Here is a 15,494-nt window from a genome sequence, read left to right as displayed (position 1 = left end):
GGGGTGCCCGGACAGCTCCGGGCACCCCTCGATGTCGTGCGGCTGATGGTCAGGTTTTCTTCGCCGACCCGGCCTCGTCATTGGCCTCGTCGGCCTTGGACTCGTCTTCCTTGTCCTCGCCGACGGACTCGCCTTCCTTGCCCTCGCCGACGGACTCGTCGTCACCGTCGGCTTCACCGTCGGAGGCACCGGGCTCCACCACGGCTTCCCGGCCCGGCCGCTTCTTGGACGACAGCACGAGGTAGATCACCGCGAGCACGAACACGAACATCGCGGTCCACACGTTCAGCCGGAGGCCCAGGATGTGGTGGGCGTCGTCGACCCGCATGTACTCGATCCACGCCCGGCCCGTGCAGTACGCGGCGACGTACAGCGCGAACGCCCGGCCGTGTCCCAGCCGGAAGCGGCGGTCCGCCCAGATCACCAGGAACGCGACACCGATGCACCACAGCGACTCGTACAGGAACGTCGGGTGGTACGTGCCCGGCACCCGCCCGTCCGCGGAGGACGTGATCTCCAGGGCCCAGGGCAGGTCGGTGGGCTTGCCGTACAGCTCCTGGTTGAACCAGTTGCCCCAGCGGCCGATCGCCTGGGCGAAGGCGATGCCGGGTGCGATGGCGTCGGCGTACGCGGGCAGCGGGATGCCCCGGCGCCGGCAGCCGATCCACGCGCCGACCGCGCCCAGCGCGATCGCGCCCCAGATGCCGAGACCGCCCTCCCAGATCTTGAAGGCGTCCACCCAGTCACGGCCCTCGCTGAAGTACAGCTCGTAGTCCGTGATCACGTGGTAGAGCCGGCCGCCCACGAGGCCGAAGGGCACGGCCCAGACCGCGATGTCGGCCACCGTGCCGGCCCGCCCGCCCCGGGCGATCCAGCGCTTGTTGCCGAGCCAGACGGCAACGAAGACGCCGATGATGATGCAGAACGCGTAGCCGCGCAGCGGAATGGGGCCGAGATACAGCACCCCGCGTGACGGGCTGGGAATGAAGGCAAGTTCCATGGCAAGGTCGACGCTACCGTGCCGGACCCGGGCCGCGGCAGGCAGCCCGGCTACGGGTCCATAACAGGCAGGTGAGAAAAGCCTTCACCCCTTGTTCTTCTCCAGCACCAGCTGCTTCAGCTTCGCCGGGGTCATCGTCCGGTCCTGGTAGATGTTCTTGCCGTCGAACAGCACGGTCGGCGTGCCGGAGAAGCCGCCCTTGTTGAAGGCCTGGTGGGACTTGGCGACCCAGCCGTTGTGCTTGCCGTCCTCGACGCACTTGCGGAAGGCGGGGGTGTCCAGGCCGTCGACCTTGCCGGCCAGCTCGATCAGCTTGGCGTTCCTGGCGTAGGCGTCGTCGACCTCCTGGGGCTGGTTGTCGAAGAGCACGTCGTGGTACGCGGGGAACTTCCCGGCGTCCTGGGCGCAGGCCGCGGCGTTGGCCGCGTTGCGGGAGCCGGTGCCGCGCATGTTGCCGTCGATGAGGGTGACCAGGTGGTACTCGGTCTTCAGCTGGCCGGCGTTCGTCAGCTCGTGGATCACCGGCCGGTACGCCGTCTCGAAGGACTTGCAGGCCGGGCAGCGGAAGTCCTCCCACACCGTGAGCGTGGACTTGGCGCTGTCCTTGCCGACCGGGATCGCGAGGCCGTCCTTGCCCTGTGCTCCCGAGGGGGCCACGACCGGGCCCGCCGCCTCGCTGCCGTCGTCCTTCCCGGCGTTGGCGGCGACGACGCCGATCACCGCCGCGAGTCCCAGGACGGCCACGACGGCACCGCCCACGATCAGCGTGCGCCGGCGCTTCTCTGCGGCCTTCTGCTTCTCGCGCTCCACCGCCAGCTTCTCCCGGGCGGTGCGCTTTCCCTCACGGTTCTTCTCGCTCACACCCCGGAAACGAACCGGGGAGGCGCACCGCGCCTCCCCGGCCCCAGGTCCACCCGCACGAGGGACCTGTATGACTTCCGGCTTTCCTACGCCTGTCGGCGCACGCCCTTCGCGAGGTCACCCGCGAGCGAGCGCACGGCCTCGACACCGGCCGCGTCGTCCGGGGCGTCCAGCATGGCCTTGACGAAGGCCGAGCCGACGATCACGCCGTCGGCGAAGCCGGCGACCTCGGCGGCCTGGCCGGCGTTGGAGACGCCGAGGCCGACGCAGACCGGCAGGTCCGTGCCGGTGGCCCGGGTATGTGCCACCAGGTCCTCGGCCTGCGAGCTGACGGACGCGCGGGTGCCGGTGACGCCCATGAGGGAGGCGGCGTAGACGAAGCCGCTGCCCGCCGCGGTGATCTGCGCGAGCCGCTGGTCCTTGCTGCTGGGGGCGACGACGAAGACGGTGGCCAGGCCGTGCTTCTCCGCGTGCTCCCTCCACAGCGCCGACTCCTGTACGGGCAGGTCGGGCAGGATGCACCCGGCGCCGCCCGCCTCGGCGAGCTCGGCGGTGAACCGCTCGACGCCGTAGCGGTCGATGGGGTTCCAGTACGTCATGACGAGCACCGGCTTGCCGGTGGCCGCGTGGGCCTCGCGGACCGTGCGCATCACATCGGCGATCTTCACGCCGCCGCGCAGGGCGATGTCGTCGGCGGTCTGGATGACGGGCCCGTCGAGGACGGGGTCGCTGTGCGGCAGACCGACCTCGACGACGTCGGCGCCGCCGTCCAGGACGGCCTTGATCGCCTCGATGCCGCCGTCCACGCTCGGGAACCCGGCCGGGAGGTAGGCGATGAGGGCGGCCCGGCCCTCGGACTTCGCCGCGGCGAGGGTGTCGCTCAGCAGCTGAATGTTCCCGCTCACTTGGCGTCTCCCTCGATCTCCGCGGTGTCGGTGTCCGCGTCGGCGGCGACCTCGGCGTCGGTGTCGTAGAGGCCGAAGTAGCGGGCGGCGGTGTCCATGTCCTTGTCGCCGCGGCCGGACAGGTTGACCACGATCAGCCCGTCCTTGCCCAGCTCCTTGCCGACCTCCAGGGCGCCGGCCAGCGCGTGGGCGCTCTCGATGGCCGGGATGATGCCCTCGGTGCGGGACAGCAGGTGCAGCGCCTGCATGGCCGCGTCGTCCGTGACCGCGCGGTACTCACCGCGGCCGGAGTCCTTGAGGTAGGAGTGCTCGGGGCCGATGCCCGGGTAGTCCAGACCGGCCGAGATCGAGTACGGCTCGGTGATCTGGCCCTCGTCGTCCTGGAGGACGTAACTGCGGGAGCCGTGCAGGATGCCGGGCTCGCCGGCGGTCAGGGTCGCCGCGTGCTCGCCGGTGTCGACGCCGTGCCCGGCCGGCTCGCAGCCGATGAGGCGGACGGACTCGTCCGGGATGAAGGCGTGGAAGAGGCCGATGGCGTTGGAGCCGCCGCCGACGCAGGCGACGGCGGCGTCGGGGAGCCGGCCCGCGCGCTCCAGGAGCTGGCGGCGGGTCTCCACGCCGATCACGCGGTGGAAGTCGCGGACCATCGCCGGGAAGGGGTGGGGTCCGGCGACCGTGCCGAAGAGGTAGTGCGTGTGGTCGACGTTGGCGACCCAGTCGCGGAACGCCTCATTGATCGCGTCCTTCAGCGTGCGGCTGCCGGACTTCACTGCGATGACCTCGGCGCCGAGCATGCGCATGCGGGCCACGTTGAGGGCCTGGCGCTGGGTGTCGATCTCGCCCATGTAGATCGTGCACTCAAGGCCGAAGAGGGCGCAGGCCGTGGCCGTGGCGACGCCATGCTGGCCGGCGCCCGTCTCGGCGATGACCCGGGTCTTGCCCATGCGCTTGGTGAGCAGGGCCTGGCCGAGGACGTTGTTGATCTTGTGGGAGCCGGTGTGGTTGAGGTCTTCCCGCTTGAGGAAGACGCGGGCACCGCCGGCGTGCTCGGCGAACCGGGGCACTTCGGTGAGTGCGGAGGGGCGGCCGGTGTAGTTGACCAGGAGGTCGTCGAGTTCCCTGGCGAACTCCGGGTCGTGCTTGGCCTTGTCGTACTCGACGGCCACTTCGTCGACTGCCGCGACCAGGGCCTCGGGGATGAACTTGCCGCCGAATGTCCCGAAGTAGCCTTCGGGGTTGGGGGTTTGACCCTCGGGGTCGGGGATGAAGAACTGACTGGGCATGCGGAAACCTTCACGGTGAGTGTGTGTGGAGTGCACTAATCGCCGTGGGGGCGGGGATGATCAGGCGGCTGCGGACCGGCTGTGGCTGGTCGCGCAGTTCCCCGCGCCCCTCACGGGGCGCTGCTGCCATCGCATGCCGTTGACCTGGCCCGGCTCGTCACCGATGACATACCGGACGCGGCGGCCGTGTACGCGGCGCGCGGGCGCACGGCAGCCGCGGGGGCGGCAGCCGCGCGCGAGGCGGGCGTACCGGTCCACGGTCGTCATGGTGAGAGTCATCGGGGCCAAGCCTAGCGGGAGATCAGCCCCGGCCGTGCCGGAGTGCGGGGTGTTCGCCCGCCGCCACCAGGTCGGAGACCGCCGTCTTGGGGTCCTTGCCGGTGACGAGGGACTCGCCCACCAGGACCGCGTCGGCGCCGGCGTTGGCGTAGGCGATGAGGTCGTGCGGGCCGCGGACGCCGGACTCGGCGATCTTGATGATGTGGTCGGGGATCTCCGGTGCCACGCGCTCGAACGTGCCGCGGTCGACCTCGAGGGTCTTGAGGTTGCGCGCGTTGACGCCGATCACGCGGGCGCCTGCGTCGACCGCGCGCTCGACCTCGTCCTCGTCGTGCACCTCGACGAGCGGCGTGAGCCCGATGGACTCGGCGCGCTCGATGAGGGACTCCAGGGCGGGCTGGTCGAGGGCGGCGACGATCAGCAGGACGACGTCGGCGCCGTAGGCGCGGGCCTCCCACAGCTGGTACGACGTGACGATGAAGTCCTTGCGCAGGACCGGGATGTCCACGCGGGCGCGGACTGCCTCGAGGTCGGCGAGCGAGCCGCCGAAGCGCCGCTGCTCGGTGAGGACGGAGATGACGGCCGCGCCGCCCGCCTCGTAGTCCGCGGCGAGTCCGGCCGGGTCGGCGATCGCGGCCAGCGCGCCCTTGGAGGGGCTGGAGCGCTTGACCTCGCAGATGACCTTGACGCCGTCGCCGCGCAGTGCGGCCGCGCCGTCCTTGGCGGCGGGAGCCTTCGCCGCGCGCTCCTTGAGCTCGTCGAGGCTGACGCGCGCCTGCCGCTCCGCGAGGTCGGCACGGACTCCGTCGATGATCTCGTCGAGCACACTCACGCGAGCGGCCCCCTTCCAGACTCTTGACAGTTCCAGCGACCGATCGAAAACCGATGGTCACTGCGATGGTATCCGCAGCGGGGCGTAGGCCTCGCATCCGGTTGACGCGGATCCCACGACCTGGACATCCACCAGTTGATCAAGGATGGAGCCAGCCTCCGAAGGGCAGGTTCCGGACAACCGTGAAGACCAGCAGCAACGCGCCGAAGCTCCACACCAGCCCCGGGCGGGGGTCGATCCGCAGCGGGCGCCCGCGCACCGCCCGGACCACCCATACGGTCCACAGCACGGCGAAGGCCACATAGCCGAGGACGGCGAGCGCGTTGGCGTGCAGCGCCGCCGGGAGATCACCGTGGACGAAGGCGTGCGCACTGCGCAGCCCGCCGCAGCCGGGGCAGTACAGGCCCGTGTAGTGCAGCAGCGGACAGACGGGGTAGTGGCCGGGTTCGTTGGGGTCGACCGCGCCCACGTAGGCGAACGCGGCGGCGGCGGCCGCGAGCACCCCGGCGGGGACGGCCAGGCGGGCCGGGACGCTGTGCGTCACCCTTCGGCTGTCGGCGTTCACGGCAGCCATTGTGCCCCGCACGCGCGCGAGGGGCGGTCCCGGCACCTGGGCCTGTCGTTTCGATCAGGTCGCAGACGCGGGGCCTTGCACGCGCATCTGCGGCGTTGTCGTCGGTTGCCGATGCTCCGCATCGACGCCCTCCTCCGCCTTGCAGCTGCACGCACCCGACCCCGCTCACCGGCGCTGATCAGCGCTGTCGGTTCCCTGCGACCTGGTCCAAACGACAGGCCCCAGTGCCGGCCGTCCCTCTCGGGACAACGCGGTCCCCGCCGGGATCAGCCCTCGGCGCGCGCCGGCTCGCGGTCGCCCGTCATGCGGTGCGGCTTGTGCAGGTCCTTGGGCTGGCCGAGGCCCATCATCCGCATGATGGCGCCGACGACACCGCCGAGGAGCACGACGACCATGCCCGCCCAGAAGCCCACGGGCTGGTCCATCACCATGAACGCGCCCGCGACGCAGAAACCGATGAAGGCGATGATGACACCGGTCCAGGCGGCCGGGGTGTGACCGTGGCTGCTGCCCGCCATTGCTTGCTCCTCGTTGCTGTGTGCGTGTCTGAGCAGGACGCTCGGGCCCATTGTCCCGCACGTGTGCCCCCGCCGTGAGCGGGGGTGTCCCCCGCTCCCCCGGGTGGGCTCACGCCCCGGTGGGGTCCTCGCCCCGGTCGAGTGCCTTCCACAGGTCCTCGGGCCGGTCGGGGTCGACGGCGGGGGCCTTGCGGCGCGGCTGGGGCGTGCCGCTGCGCTCGTAGCGGCCGGACATCGCGGGCCACAGCCGGCCGTAGCGCAGGGCGAGCAGCCCGGCCAGGAGGATCAGGACGCCGCCGACGGCCGCGACATACGGCCAGGCGGTGTGGCTGAGGGTGTCCACGGAGGCGGAGGTGTCGCCGGAGGCCTGGGCGGCCTGCTCGTCGAGCGCGGCGCCGTCGGAGGCGCCGAGCAGGGCGGCGGCGACGATGCCCGCGCCGGAGAGCGCCAGCAGCCCGGCCACGACGAAGCGGCCGGCCCTGCGGACCGCGAAGACGGCGACGAGCGCGGCGAGGCCCACTATGGCGAGCGCCGCGGGTACGCCCGTGACGTCGCTGCCCTTGGCGGTCAGGGGGAAGGCGCCGCCGGCCACCGTCGCGGTGCCCTCCGCCCAGCGCTGCCGGGTGGCGAGCAGCGCCACGGCCGCGCCGAGCGCGCCGCACAACAGCGCGACGGCGAGGCTCAGGCGGCCGGCCCGGGCGGATCCGGCGGCTTCGGAACGGGGGTGGTGAGGTGCAGCAGTCACGTACCCCACTATCGCTTGAACCCCGGGCGAACCGTCACCCGGGGTTCATCTCAGGCCTTTCCCAGCCGATTCGCCGTGTGGACGGCCCTGAGGACCGCCGCCGCCTTGTTGCGGCACTCGGTGTCCTCGGCGACCGGGTCGGAGTCGGCCACGATGCCCGCGCCGGCCTGCACGTACGCGGTGCCGTCCCGGAGGAGGGCCGTGCGGATGGCGATGGCCGTGTCGGAGTCGCCCGCGAAGTCGAGGTAGCCGACGCAGCCGCCGTACAGCCCGCGCCGGGACGGTTCGAGTTCGTCGATGATCTGCATGGCGCGCGGCTTTGGGGCGCCGGAGAGGGTGCCGGCCGGGAAGCAGGCCGTGAGGACATCGAAGGCGGTGCGGCCCGGGGCGACGCGGCCCGTCACCGTCGAGACGATGTGCATCACGTGCGAGTACCGCTCGACGGACATGAAGTCGACGACCTCGACGGAGCCGGGCTCGCAGACCCGCCCCAGGTCGTTGCGCCCCAGGTCGACCAGCATGAGGTGCTCGGCGCGCTCCTTGGGGTCGGCGAGCAGTTCGTCGGCGAGGGCCTGGTCCTCCTGCGGGGTGGCGCCGCGCCAGCGGGTGCCGGCGATGGGGTGCACCATGGCCCGGCCGTCCTCGACCTTGACGAGGGCCTCGGGGGACGAGCCGACGACGTCGAAGCCGTCGAAGCGGAACAGGTACATGTACGGGGACGGGTTGGTGGCCCGCAGGACCCGGTAGACGTCCAGCGCGCTCGCCGCGCACGGCGTCTCGAAGCGCTGGGAGGGGACCACCTGGAAGGCCTCCCCGGCCCGGATGCGCTCCTTGATGTCCTCGACGGCCTCCTGGAAGTCGGGGCCGCCCCACAGCGCCGTGTACTCGGGGAGCTCGGAGGGCGGGAGCGCGGCCGGGGGCTGGGCGACCGGGCGGGAGAGGTCGGCCTCCATGGCGTCGAGCCGGGCCACGGCGTCCGTGTAGGCCTCGTCGACGCCGGTGTCCAGGTCGTTGTGGTTGATCGCGTTGGCGATCAGCAGGACCGAGCCCTCCCAGTGGTCCATGACGGCGAGGTCGCTGGTGAGGAGCATGGTCAGCTCGGGCAGCTTCAGGTCGTCGCGCTCGCCGGGGCCGATCTTCTCCAGGCGGCGGACGATGTCGTAGCCGAGGTAGCCGACCATGCCGCCGGTGAAGGGCGGCATGCCGTCCTGGTGGGGGGTGTGAAGGGCCTCGATGGTGGCGCGCAGCGCGGCGAGGGGGTCGCCGTCGACGGGCACGCCGACGGGCGGGGCGCCGAGCCAGTGGGCCTGCCCGCCCCGCTCGGTCAGCGTGGCGGCGCTGCGGACGCCCACGAACGAGTAGCGGGACCACGAGCGGCCGTTCTCCGCGGACTCCAGCAGGAAGGTGCCCGGGCGCTCGGCGGCGAGCTTGCGGTAGAGCGCGACCGGGGTGTCGCCGTCGGCGAGGAGCTTGCGGGTGACGGGGATGACCCGCCGGTCGGTGGCGAGCTTGCGGAACGTCTCGAGGTCCATGGCCGCTGACCTTACTGATCCGAGGCGGGGGCGTCGGAGCCGCCGTCCTTGAGGAGCACGTCCTCGTCGAAGCAGGTGCGCGCGCCGGTGTGGCAGGCGGCGCCGACCTGGTCGACCTTCACCAGGACGGTGTCGGCGTCGCAGTCGAGGGCGACGGACTTCACCCACTGGAAGTGGCCGGAGGTGTCGCCCTTGACCCAGTACTCCCGGCGGCTGCGGGACCAGTACGTGCACCGGCCGGTGGTGAGCGTGCGATGCAGCGCCTCGTCGTCCATCCAGCCGAGCATCAGCACCTCTCCGGTGTCGTACTGCTGGGCGATGGCGGGCAGGAGGCCGTCGGCGCTGCGCTTGAGGCGGGCGGCGATCTCCGGGTCGAGACGGCTGGGCCGGGGGGACGTGCTGGTCATGCCGACCATTGTGCCGCGCGCCACCGACAGGCCAGGTGGAGTGTCCACTGTGCGGACCTGCGAGCCGGTCGTAGGCTGACTCCATGTCGACCCATGCCAAGCGTGAACGACTTCTCCTCGCCGATCTGTTGGAGACCGCGGGCCCGGACGCGCCCACCCTGTGCGAGGGCTGGACCACCCGGGACCTCGCGGCGCACGTGGTGGTGCGCGAGCGCCGCCCGGACGCCGCCGGCGGAATACTGATCAAGCAGCTCGCGCCGCGCCTGGACCGGGTGATGGCGGAGTACACCGACAAGCCGTACGAGGAGCTGATCCAGCTGATCCGTACCGGGCCGCCCCGCTTCTCGCCCTTCTCTCTCAAGCCGGTCGACGAGATGTCCAACATCATCGAGTTCTACGTCCACACGGAGGACGTCCGGCGGGCCCAGCCCGACTGGTCGCCGCGCGAACTCGACACGGTCTTCCAGGACGCCCTGTGGTCCCGGCTGGAGCGCACCGCCCGGCTGATGGGGCGAAACGTCCCGACAGGCTTGGTGCTGCGCCGCCCCGACGGCCAGACAGCGGTCGCCCAGCGCGGCACCCCGGTGGTCACGGTGACCGGCGAACCCTCCGAACTCGTCCTGTTCACCTACGGCCGCCAGAGCGCGGCCAAGGTCGACCTGGACGGCGACGAGAACGCGATCGCGAAACTGCACGAGGCGAAGCAGCTCGGCATCTGAAGCGGTCCGGGATCTGCAGCGGTCCCGGATCTGCAGCGGTCCGGGATCTGAGGGAGTGGGTCACCGCACCGGGTGGCCCGCCTCCCGCAGCGTCTGCTTGACCTCGCCGATGCGCAGGTCCCCGAAGTGGAACACCGACGCGGCCAGCACCGCGTCCGCGCCCGCCGCGATGGCCGGCGGGAAGTCCGCCAGCTTGCCCGCGCCGCCCGAGGCGATGACCGGGACGGTCACGTGCTTGCGCACGGCTGCGATCATCTCCAGGTCGTAGCCGTCCTTGGTGCCGTCCGCGTCCATGGAGTTGAGCAGGATCTCGCCGGCGCCCAGCTCGGCGGCCCGGTGCGCCCACTCGACGGCGTCGATGCCGGTGCCGCGGCGGCCGCCGTGGGTGGTCACCTCGAAGGAGCCGGACTCGGTACGGCGCGCGTCCACCGACAGGACCAGGACCTGGCGGCCGAAGCGTTCGGCGATCTCCCGGATCAGCTCCGGGCGGGCGATCGCGGCCGTGTTGACGCCGACCTTGTCCGCGCCGGCCCGCAGCAGCTTGTCCACGTCCTCGGCGGTGCGCACCCCGCCGCCGACCGTGAGCGGGATGAACACCTGCTCGGCCGTGCGGCGCACCACGTCGTACGTCGTCTCGCGGTTGCCCGACGAGGCGGTGATGTCCAGGAACGTCAGCTCGTCGGCGCCCTCGGCGTCGTACACCTTGGCCATCTCGACGGGGTCGCCCGCGTCGCGCAGGTTCTGGAAGTTGACGCCCTTGACGACCCGGCCGTTGTCCACGTCCAGGCAGGGGATGACTCGGACCGCCAGGGTCATGAATCCACCGTTCCTCTGAATGCCTCTAGTTCCACCGACACCAGGACGCGCGGGTCGACGAAACCGTCCACCACGAGGAAGGTCGCGACCGGGCGCACGGAGTCGAACAGCTCCTTGTGGGCCCGGCCCACCTCGTCGAGGTCGCGCGTGTGTGCCAGATACATCCGCGTCCGGACCACGGACCCGATACCGAGCCCGAACTCGCCGATCGCTTCCAGGGCGCTGGTGAAGGCCGCCTTGGCCTGCTCGTACGGGTCGCCCTCCCCGTACAGCACGTCGCCCTTGAAGGGCGTCGTGCCCGCCACCAGCACCCGATCGCCCGCCGCCACGGCGCGCGCGAAACCGAAACTCTCTTCCCAGGGACTTCCGCTCTGCACGCGCCGTACGGCATCGCTCATGACGACACAGTCTCCAATGCCTCTTCCAGGGTGAACGCCTTCGCGTACAGCGCCTTCCCTACGATCGCGCCCTCTACGCCGAGCGGGACGAGCTCGGCGATGGCCCGGAGATCGTCGAGCGACGAGACGCCGCCGGAGGCCACCACGGGGCGGTCCGTCGCCGCGCAGACGTTCTTCAGCAGCTCCAGGTTGGGGCCCTGGAGGGTGCCGTCCTTGGCGATGTCCGTGACGACGTACCGCGCGCAGCCCTCCTTGTTCAGGCGCTCCAGCGTCTCGTCGAGGTCGCCGCCGTCGCGGGTCCAGCCGCGGCCGCGCAGGGTCGTGCCGCGGACGTCGAGACCGACCGCGATCTTGTCGCCGTGCTCGGCGATGACCTTGGCGACCCACTCGGGGGCCTCAAGGGCTGCCGTGCCCAGGTTCACGCGGGTGCAGCCGGTGGCCAGGGCGGCGGCGAGGGTGTCGTCGTCGCGGATGCCGCCGGACAGCTCCACCTTGATGTCCATGGCCTTGGTGACCTCGGCGATCAGCGCGCGGTTGTCGCCGGTGCCGAACGCGGCGTCCAGGTCGACCAGGTGCAGCCACTCGGCGCCGGACCGCTGCCAGGCGAGGGCGGCCTCCAGGGGCGAGCCGTAGGAGGTCTCCGTACCGGACTCGCCGTGCACCAGGCGCACCGCCTGGCCGTCACGGACGTCGACGGCGGGGAGGAGTTCGAGCTTGCTCACAGTGTTCCGATCCAGTTGGTGAGGAGCTGGGCTCCGGCGTCGCCGGACTTCTCGGGGTGGAACTGCGTGGCCCACAGGGCGCCGTTTTCGACGGCCGCGACGAACGGCTTGCCGTGCGTGGACCAGGTGACCTTGGGGGCCTCCATCGTCGGGTTGTGCGTCTCCAGCGACCAGTCGTGGACGGCGTAGGAGTGCACGAAGTAGAAGCGCGCGTCCGCGTCCAGGCCGGCGAACAGCTGCGAGCCGGGCGCCGCCTCCACGGTGTTCCAGCCCATGTGGGGCACGATCTCGGCCTGGAGCGGTTCGACCGAGCCGGGCCACTCGTCGAGGCCCTCGCTCTCCACGCCGTGCTCGATGCCGCGGGCGAAGAGGATCTGCATGCCGACGCAGATGCCCATGACGGGGCGGCCGCCGGACAGCCTGCGGTCGACGATCCAGTCGCCGCGCGCCTCGCGCAGGCCCTTCATGCAGGAGGCGAAGGCGCCGACGCCCGGCACCAGCAGCCCGTCGGCGTTCATGGCCTTGTCGTAGTCACGCGTTATCTCGACGTCGGCTCCCGCGCGCGCGAGGGCGCGCTCGGCGGAACGGACGTTGCCGAAGCCGTAGTCGAAGACGACGACCTTCTTCTGCGGGGCGCTCAATTCCACACCTCCAGCCTCACGACACCGGCCGCCAGGCACATCGCGGCGCCGATGGAGAGCAGCACGATCAGGCCCTTGGGCATCTTCTGCTTGACGAAGGAGTAGATCCCGCCGACGAGGAACAGGCCGACGACGATCAGCAGGGTCGAGATGCCGTTCACAGGGCGCCCTTCGTGGAGGGGAGGATGCCGGCCGCGCGCGGGTCGCGCTCGGAGGCGTAGCGCAGGGCCCGGGCCAGCGCCTTGAACTGGCACTCCACGATGTGGTGCGCGTTGCGCCCGTAGGGCACGTGCACGTGCAGCGCGATCTGGGCCTGGGCGACGAAGGACTCCAGGATGTGCCGGGTCATCGTGGTGTCGTACTCGCCGATCATCGGCGCCATCTTCTCGGGCTCGGTGTGCACGAGGTACGGGCGGCCGGACAGGTCGACGGTGACCTGGGCGAGGGACTCGTCCAGCGGGACCGTGCAGTTGCCGAAGCGGTAGATGCCGACCTTGTCGCCGAGGGCCTGCTTGAAGGCGGCGCCCAGGGCGAGGGCGGTGTCCTCGATCGTGTGGTGCGAGTCGATGTGCAGGTCGCCCTCGGTCTTCACGGTCAGGTCGAACAGACCGTGCCGGCCGAGCTGGTCGAGCATGTGGTCGTAGAAGCCGACGCCGGTGGAGATCTCCGTCTTGCCCGTGCCGTCGAGGTCGATCTCGACGAGGACCGAGGTCTCCTTGGTCGTCCGCTCCACGCGTCCGATGCGGCTCATGAACTCTGCTCCTTCTTCAGTGCACGTACCGCGTCGAGGAACGCGTCGTTCTCTTCGGGGGTGCCGGCCGAGACCCGCAGCCACCCGGGGATGCCGTTGTCCCGGACCAGGACGCCCCGGTCGAGGATCTTCTGCCAGGCCGTGTGCGCGTCCTCGAACCGGCCGAACTGCACGAAGTTGGCGTCGGACTCGACGACGTCGTAGCCGGTGGCGCGCAGTTCGCGTACCAGGCGGTCCCGCTCGGCCTTGAGCTGTTCGACATAGCCCAGCAGCGTCTCGGTGTGCTCCAGGGCGGCCAGGGCGGTCGCCTGGGTGACGGCCGACAGGTGGTACGGCAGCCGGACGAGCTGGACGGCGTCGACGACGGCCGGGTGCGCGGCGAGGTAGCCGAGGCGCAGGCCGGCGGCACCGAACGCCTTCGACATCGTGCGGGAGACGACGAGGCGCGGGCGCCCGTCGAGCAGCGGCAGCAGCGAGTCGCCGTGGCTGAACTCGATGTAGGCCTCGTCGACCACGACCATCGACGGCTTCGCCGCCTGCGCGGCCTTGTAGAGCGCGAGGACCGTCTCGGGCGGGACCGCGTTGCCGGTGGGGTTGTTGGGGGTGGTGATGAAGACGACGTCGGGCCGGTGCTCGGCGATCGCCTGCTCGGCGGCGGCGAGGTCGATCGTGAAGTCGTCACCCCGCGGCCCCGAGATCCAGCCGGTGCCCGTGCCGCGCGCGATCAGCCCGTGCATCGAGTACGACGGCTCGAAGCCGATCGCGGTGCGGCCGGGCCCGCCGAAGGTCTGGAGCAGCTGCTGGATGACCTCGTTGGAGCCGTTGGCGGCCCAGACGTTGGCGAGACCGACCTCGTAGCCGGAGGTGTCGGTCAGGTACTCGGCGAGCTTCGTGCGCAGCTCGACCGCGTCCCGGTCCGGGTAGCGGTTGAGGTCGCGGGCCGCCTCACGGACCCGCTCGGCGATGCGCTCGACGAGCGGCTCGGGCAGCGGGTAGGGGTTCTCGTTGGTGTTCAGCCGGACGGGGACGTCCAGCTGGGGCGCGCCGTAGGGGGACTTGCCGCGCAGCTCGTCCCGTACGGGCAGATCGTCGATGCGTACGTCGCTCACTTGCTCTCCGGCACCTTCCAGCCACGCGACATTTGTTCGTCTCCGACAAACCTGGCCTTGATCGCCGCGCCGTGCGCGGGCAGGTCCTCCGCCTCCGCCAGCGTGACCACGTGGTGCGCGACCTCGGCCAGCGCGTCCTTCGTGTAGTCGACGATGTGGATGCCGCGCAGGAAGGACTGGACGGACAGGCCCGAGGAGTGGCAGGCGCAGCCGCCGGTGGGCAGGACGTGGTTGGAGCCGGCCGCGTAGTCGCCGAGGGAGACCGGGGCCCACGGCCCGATGAAGATCGCGCCGGCGTTCCTGACGCGGTCGGCCACGGCGGCGGCGTCGGCCGTCTGGATCTCCAGGTGCTCGGCGCCGTACGCGTCGACCACCTTCAGGCCCTCGTCGATGCCGTCGACCAGGACGATGGCGGACTGCTTGCCGGACAGGGCCGGGACGATCCGGTCGTCGACGTGCTTGGTGGCCGCGACCTGCGGCTCCAGCTCCTTCTCCACCGCGTCCGCGAGCTCGGCGGAGTCGGTGACCAGGACGGCGGCGGCCAGCGGGTCGTGCTCGGCCTGGCTGATCAGGTCGGCGGCGACGTGCACCGGGTCGGCCGTGTCGTCGGCGAGGACCGCGATCTCGGTCGGGCCGGCCTCGGCGTCGATGCCGATCTTGCCGGTGAAGTAGCGCTTGGCGGCGGCGACCCAGATGTTGCCGGGGCCGGTGACCATGGTGGCGGGCGGGCAGGACTCGGTGCCGTAGGCGAACATCGCGACGGCCGTGGCACCGCCGGCCGCGTAGACCTCGTCGACGCCGAGCAGGGCGCAGGCGGCGAGGATCGTCGGGTGCGGCAGCCCGTTGAACTCGGCCTGGGCCGGGGAGGCGAGCGCGATGGACTCGACGCCGGCCTCCTGCGCGGGCACGACGTTCATGACCACGGACGACGGATACACGGACCGGCCGCCGGGCGCGTACAGCCCGACCCGGTCGACCGGAACCCACTTCTCGGTCACGGAGCCGCCGGGCACCACCTGGGTGGTGTGCGTGCTGCGGCGCTGCTCCCGGTGGACGGTCCGGGCGCGCCGGATCGACTCCTCCAGTGCCGCGCGTACGGCCGGGTCGAGCTCCTCCAGTGCGCGCGTGAGCGCGGCGGCCGGCACCCGCACCTGGTCGAGCCTGACCCCGTCGAACCGCTCGGCGAAATCGATCAGCGCCGCGTCGCCCCGATGATGCACGTCCTCGCAGATCGGACGCACCTTCTCCAGGGCGGCCTGAACGTCGAACTCGGCTCGGGGCAGCAGGTCACGCAGGGCGGGGCCCTCGGGGAGGGCGTCGCCGCGCAGATCGATTCGGGAGATCACGTGCTCAATTCTCTCAGACCCGATTCCCGCGCCGTCCGCTCGTATCAATGGTTGAT

At 71.4% G+C, this 15,494-nt stretch carries 20 protein-coding genes; 1 reads left to right on the top strand and 19 read right to left on the bottom strand.

Translation table 11 applies throughout. The features are described from left to right. Positions 1–49: 49 nt before the first annotated feature. The 11 genes from lgt to hisI form a co-directional block, all read right to left on the bottom strand. Complete coding sequence (lgt, locus tag ACIBL4_RS15005; protein ID WP_399409972.1) at positions 50–1,000, bottom strand: prolipoprotein diacylglyceryl transferase; 951 nt, start codon at positions 998–1,000, stop codon at positions 50–52. 84 nt (positions 1,001–1,084) lie between these two features. Then, positions 1,085–1,861, bottom strand: coding sequence for a thioredoxin domain-containing protein (locus tag ACIBL4_RS15000; protein WP_399409970.1), 777 nt, complete (start codon positions 1,859–1,861; stop codon positions 1,085–1,087). Positions 1,862–1,947: 86 nt separating this feature from the next. Beyond that, the gene (gene trpA / locus ACIBL4_RS14995) at positions 1,948–2,766 is read right to left on the bottom strand and encodes a tryptophan synthase subunit alpha (RefSeq protein ID WP_399409968.1); all 819 of its coding nucleotides are present in this window, start codon (positions 2,764–2,766) and stop codon (positions 1,948–1,950) included. Beyond that, positions 2,763–4,049: a tryptophan synthase subunit beta gene (gene trpB / locus ACIBL4_RS14990; protein WP_399409966.1), complete on the bottom strand. Its 1,287-nt coding sequence runs from the start codon at positions 4,047–4,049 to the stop codon at positions 2,763–2,765. The genes trpA and trpB overlap by 4 nt, the downstream gene beginning before the upstream one ends. 60 nt (positions 4,050–4,109) lie before the next feature. Further along, on the bottom strand, positions 4,110–4,328 hold the full coding sequence (gene trpM, locus ACIBL4_RS14985; RefSeq protein ID WP_399409963.1) for a tryptophan biosynthesis modulator TrpM: 219 nt from the start codon (positions 4,326–4,328) through the stop codon (positions 4,110–4,112). A gap of 22 nt (positions 4,329–4,350) precedes the next feature. Then, positions 4,351–5,160, bottom strand: a complete 810-nt coding sequence (gene trpC, locus ACIBL4_RS14980; RefSeq protein ID WP_037668094.1) for an indole-3-glycerol phosphate synthase TrpC — start codon at positions 5,158–5,160, stop codon at positions 4,351–4,353. Positions 5,161–5,299: 139 nt separating this feature from the next. Next, positions 5,300–5,734 (bottom strand): DUF2752 domain-containing protein, encoded by a 435-nt coding sequence (locus ACIBL4_RS14975; RefSeq protein ID WP_399409961.1) that lies wholly within the window; start codon positions 5,732–5,734, stop codon positions 5,300–5,302. Positions 5,735–6,000: 266 nt separating this feature from the next. Next, positions 6,001–6,252 carry an HGxxPAAW family protein gene (locus ACIBL4_RS14970; protein WP_399409959.1) on the bottom strand — a complete coding sequence of 84 codons (252 nt, stop codon included), beginning with the start codon at positions 6,250–6,252 and terminating at the stop codon, positions 6,001–6,003. A gap of 109 nt (positions 6,253–6,361) precedes the next feature. Then, complete coding sequence (locus tag ACIBL4_RS14965) at positions 6,362–7,006, bottom strand: TIGR02234 family membrane protein (protein WP_399409957.1); 645 nt, start codon at positions 7,004–7,006, stop codon at positions 6,362–6,364. Between the two features lie 41 nt (positions 7,007–7,047). Further along, positions 7,048–8,529 carry an anthranilate synthase component I gene (locus ACIBL4_RS14960; RefSeq protein WP_399409955.1) on the bottom strand — a complete coding sequence of 494 codons (1,482 nt, stop codon included), beginning with the start codon at positions 8,527–8,529 and terminating at the stop codon, positions 7,048–7,050. A gap of 11 nt (positions 8,530–8,540) precedes the next feature. Continuing rightward, the gene (hisI, locus tag ACIBL4_RS14955) at positions 8,541–8,936 is read right to left on the bottom strand and encodes a phosphoribosyl-AMP cyclohydrolase (protein ID WP_243380997.1); all 396 of its coding nucleotides are present in this window, start codon (positions 8,934–8,936) and stop codon (positions 8,541–8,543) included. An 83-nt stretch (positions 8,937–9,019) separates the two neighbouring features. Here hisI and ACIBL4_RS14950 point away from each other — a divergent pair, with 83 nt between their 5' ends. After that, a complete protein-coding gene (locus ACIBL4_RS14950) occupies positions 9,020–9,655 on the top strand; it encodes a TIGR03085 family metal-binding protein (protein ID WP_399409953.1) in 636 nt (211 codons plus the stop codon). Positions 9,656–9,715: 60 nt separating this feature from the next. On the opposite strand, the gene hisF is transcribed toward ACIBL4_RS14950, so the two are convergent. Genes hisF through hisD form a run of 8 tightly spaced genes read right to left on the bottom strand, consistent with a single transcriptional unit; the run spans position 9,716 to position 15,438 of the window. After that, positions 9,716–10,471 (bottom strand): imidazole glycerol phosphate synthase subunit HisF, encoded by a 756-nt coding sequence (gene hisF, locus ACIBL4_RS14945; RefSeq protein ID WP_399409950.1) that lies wholly within the window; start codon positions 10,469–10,471, stop codon positions 9,716–9,718. Then, entirely contained in the window at positions 10,468–10,869 is a 402-nt protein-coding gene (locus ACIBL4_RS14940; RefSeq protein ID WP_020271433.1) for a RidA family protein, read from the bottom strand. Before ACIBL4_RS14940 ends, hisF begins: the two co-directional genes overlap by 4 nt. Next, entirely contained in the window at positions 10,866–11,591 is a 726-nt protein-coding gene (priA, locus tag ACIBL4_RS14935; protein ID WP_399409948.1) for a bifunctional 1-(5-phosphoribosyl)-5-((5-phosphoribosylamino)methylideneamino)imidazole-4-carboxamide isomerase/phosphoribosylanthranilate isomerase PriA, read from the bottom strand. The genes ACIBL4_RS14940 and priA overlap by 4 nt, the downstream gene beginning before the upstream one ends. Next, entirely contained in the window at positions 11,588–12,232 is a 645-nt protein-coding gene (gene hisH, locus ACIBL4_RS14930; protein ID WP_399409946.1) for an imidazole glycerol phosphate synthase subunit HisH, read from the bottom strand. Before hisH ends, priA begins: the two co-directional genes overlap by 4 nt. Further along, on the bottom strand, positions 12,229–12,393 hold the full coding sequence (locus tag ACIBL4_RS14925) for a hypothetical protein (RefSeq protein ID WP_010039417.1): 165 nt from the start codon (positions 12,391–12,393) through the stop codon (positions 12,229–12,231). The genes hisH and ACIBL4_RS14925 overlap by 4 nt, the downstream gene beginning before the upstream one ends. Further along, complete coding sequence (gene hisB / locus ACIBL4_RS14920; protein ID WP_086849365.1) at positions 12,390–12,983, bottom strand: imidazoleglycerol-phosphate dehydratase HisB; 594 nt, start codon at positions 12,981–12,983, stop codon at positions 12,390–12,392. The genes ACIBL4_RS14925 and hisB overlap by 4 nt, the downstream gene beginning before the upstream one ends. Continuing rightward, positions 12,980–14,092, bottom strand: coding sequence for a histidinol-phosphate transaminase (locus tag ACIBL4_RS14915; protein WP_399409943.1), 1,113 nt, complete (start codon positions 14,090–14,092; stop codon positions 12,980–12,982). The genes hisB and ACIBL4_RS14915 overlap by 4 nt, the downstream gene beginning before the upstream one ends. Beyond that, the gene (hisD, locus tag ACIBL4_RS14910; protein ID WP_399409941.1) at positions 14,089–15,438 is read right to left on the bottom strand and encodes a histidinol dehydrogenase; all 1,350 of its coding nucleotides are present in this window, start codon (positions 15,436–15,438) and stop codon (positions 14,089–14,091) included. Before hisD ends, ACIBL4_RS14915 begins: the two co-directional genes overlap by 4 nt. Positions 15,439–15,494 lie beyond the last annotated feature (56 nt).

It is taken from the genome of Streptomyces sp. NPDC050416, assembly GCF_044458845.1.
Classification (GTDB): Bacteria; Actinomycetota; Actinomycetes; order Streptomycetales; family Streptomycetaceae; genus Streptomyces.
Note: the sequence above shows the minus strand (reverse complement) of the source record. Positions and strands in the feature narration are given on the sequence as shown.

Coding starts and splice junctions, on each gene's coding strand:
- hisI (WP_243380997.1), bottom strand. CDS start 8,936: ATGACCAGCACGTCCCCCCGGCCCAGCCGTCTCGACCCGGAGATCGCC.
- ACIBL4_RS14950 (WP_399409953.1), top strand. CDS start 9,020: ATGTCGACCCATGCCAAGCGTGAACGACTTCTCCTCGCCGATCTGTTG.
- hisB (WP_086849365.1), bottom strand. CDS start 12,983: ATGAGCCGCATCGGACGCGTGGAGCGGACGACCAAGGAGACCTCGGTC.
- trpM (WP_399409963.1), bottom strand. CDS start 4,328: ATGACTCTCACCATGACGACCGTGGACCGGTACGCCCGCCTCGCGCGC.
- ACIBL4_RS14940 (WP_020271433.1), bottom strand. CDS start 10,869: ATGAGCGATGCCGTACGGCGCGTGCAGAGCGGAAGTCCCTGGGAAGAG.
- trpB (WP_399409966.1), bottom strand. CDS start 4,049: ATGCCCAGTCAGTTCTTCATCCCCGACCCCGAGGGTCAAACCCCCAAC.
- ACIBL4_RS14970 (WP_399409959.1), bottom strand. CDS start 6,252: ATGGCGGGCAGCAGCCACGGTCACACCCCGGCCGCCTGGACCGGTGTC.
- hisF (WP_399409950.1), bottom strand. CDS start 10,471: ATGACCCTGGCGGTCCGAGTCATCCCCTGCCTGGACGTGGACAACGGC.
- lgt (WP_399409972.1), bottom strand. CDS start 1,000: ATGGAACTTGCCTTCATTCCCAGCCCGTCACGCGGGGTGCTGTATCTC.
- ACIBL4_RS14975 (WP_399409961.1), bottom strand. CDS start 5,734: ATGGCTGCCGTGAACGCCGACAGCCGAAGGGTGACGCACAGCGTCCCG.
- ACIBL4_RS14960 (WP_399409955.1), bottom strand. CDS start 8,529: ATGGACCTCGAGACGTTCCGCAAGCTCGCCACCGACCGGCGGGTCATC.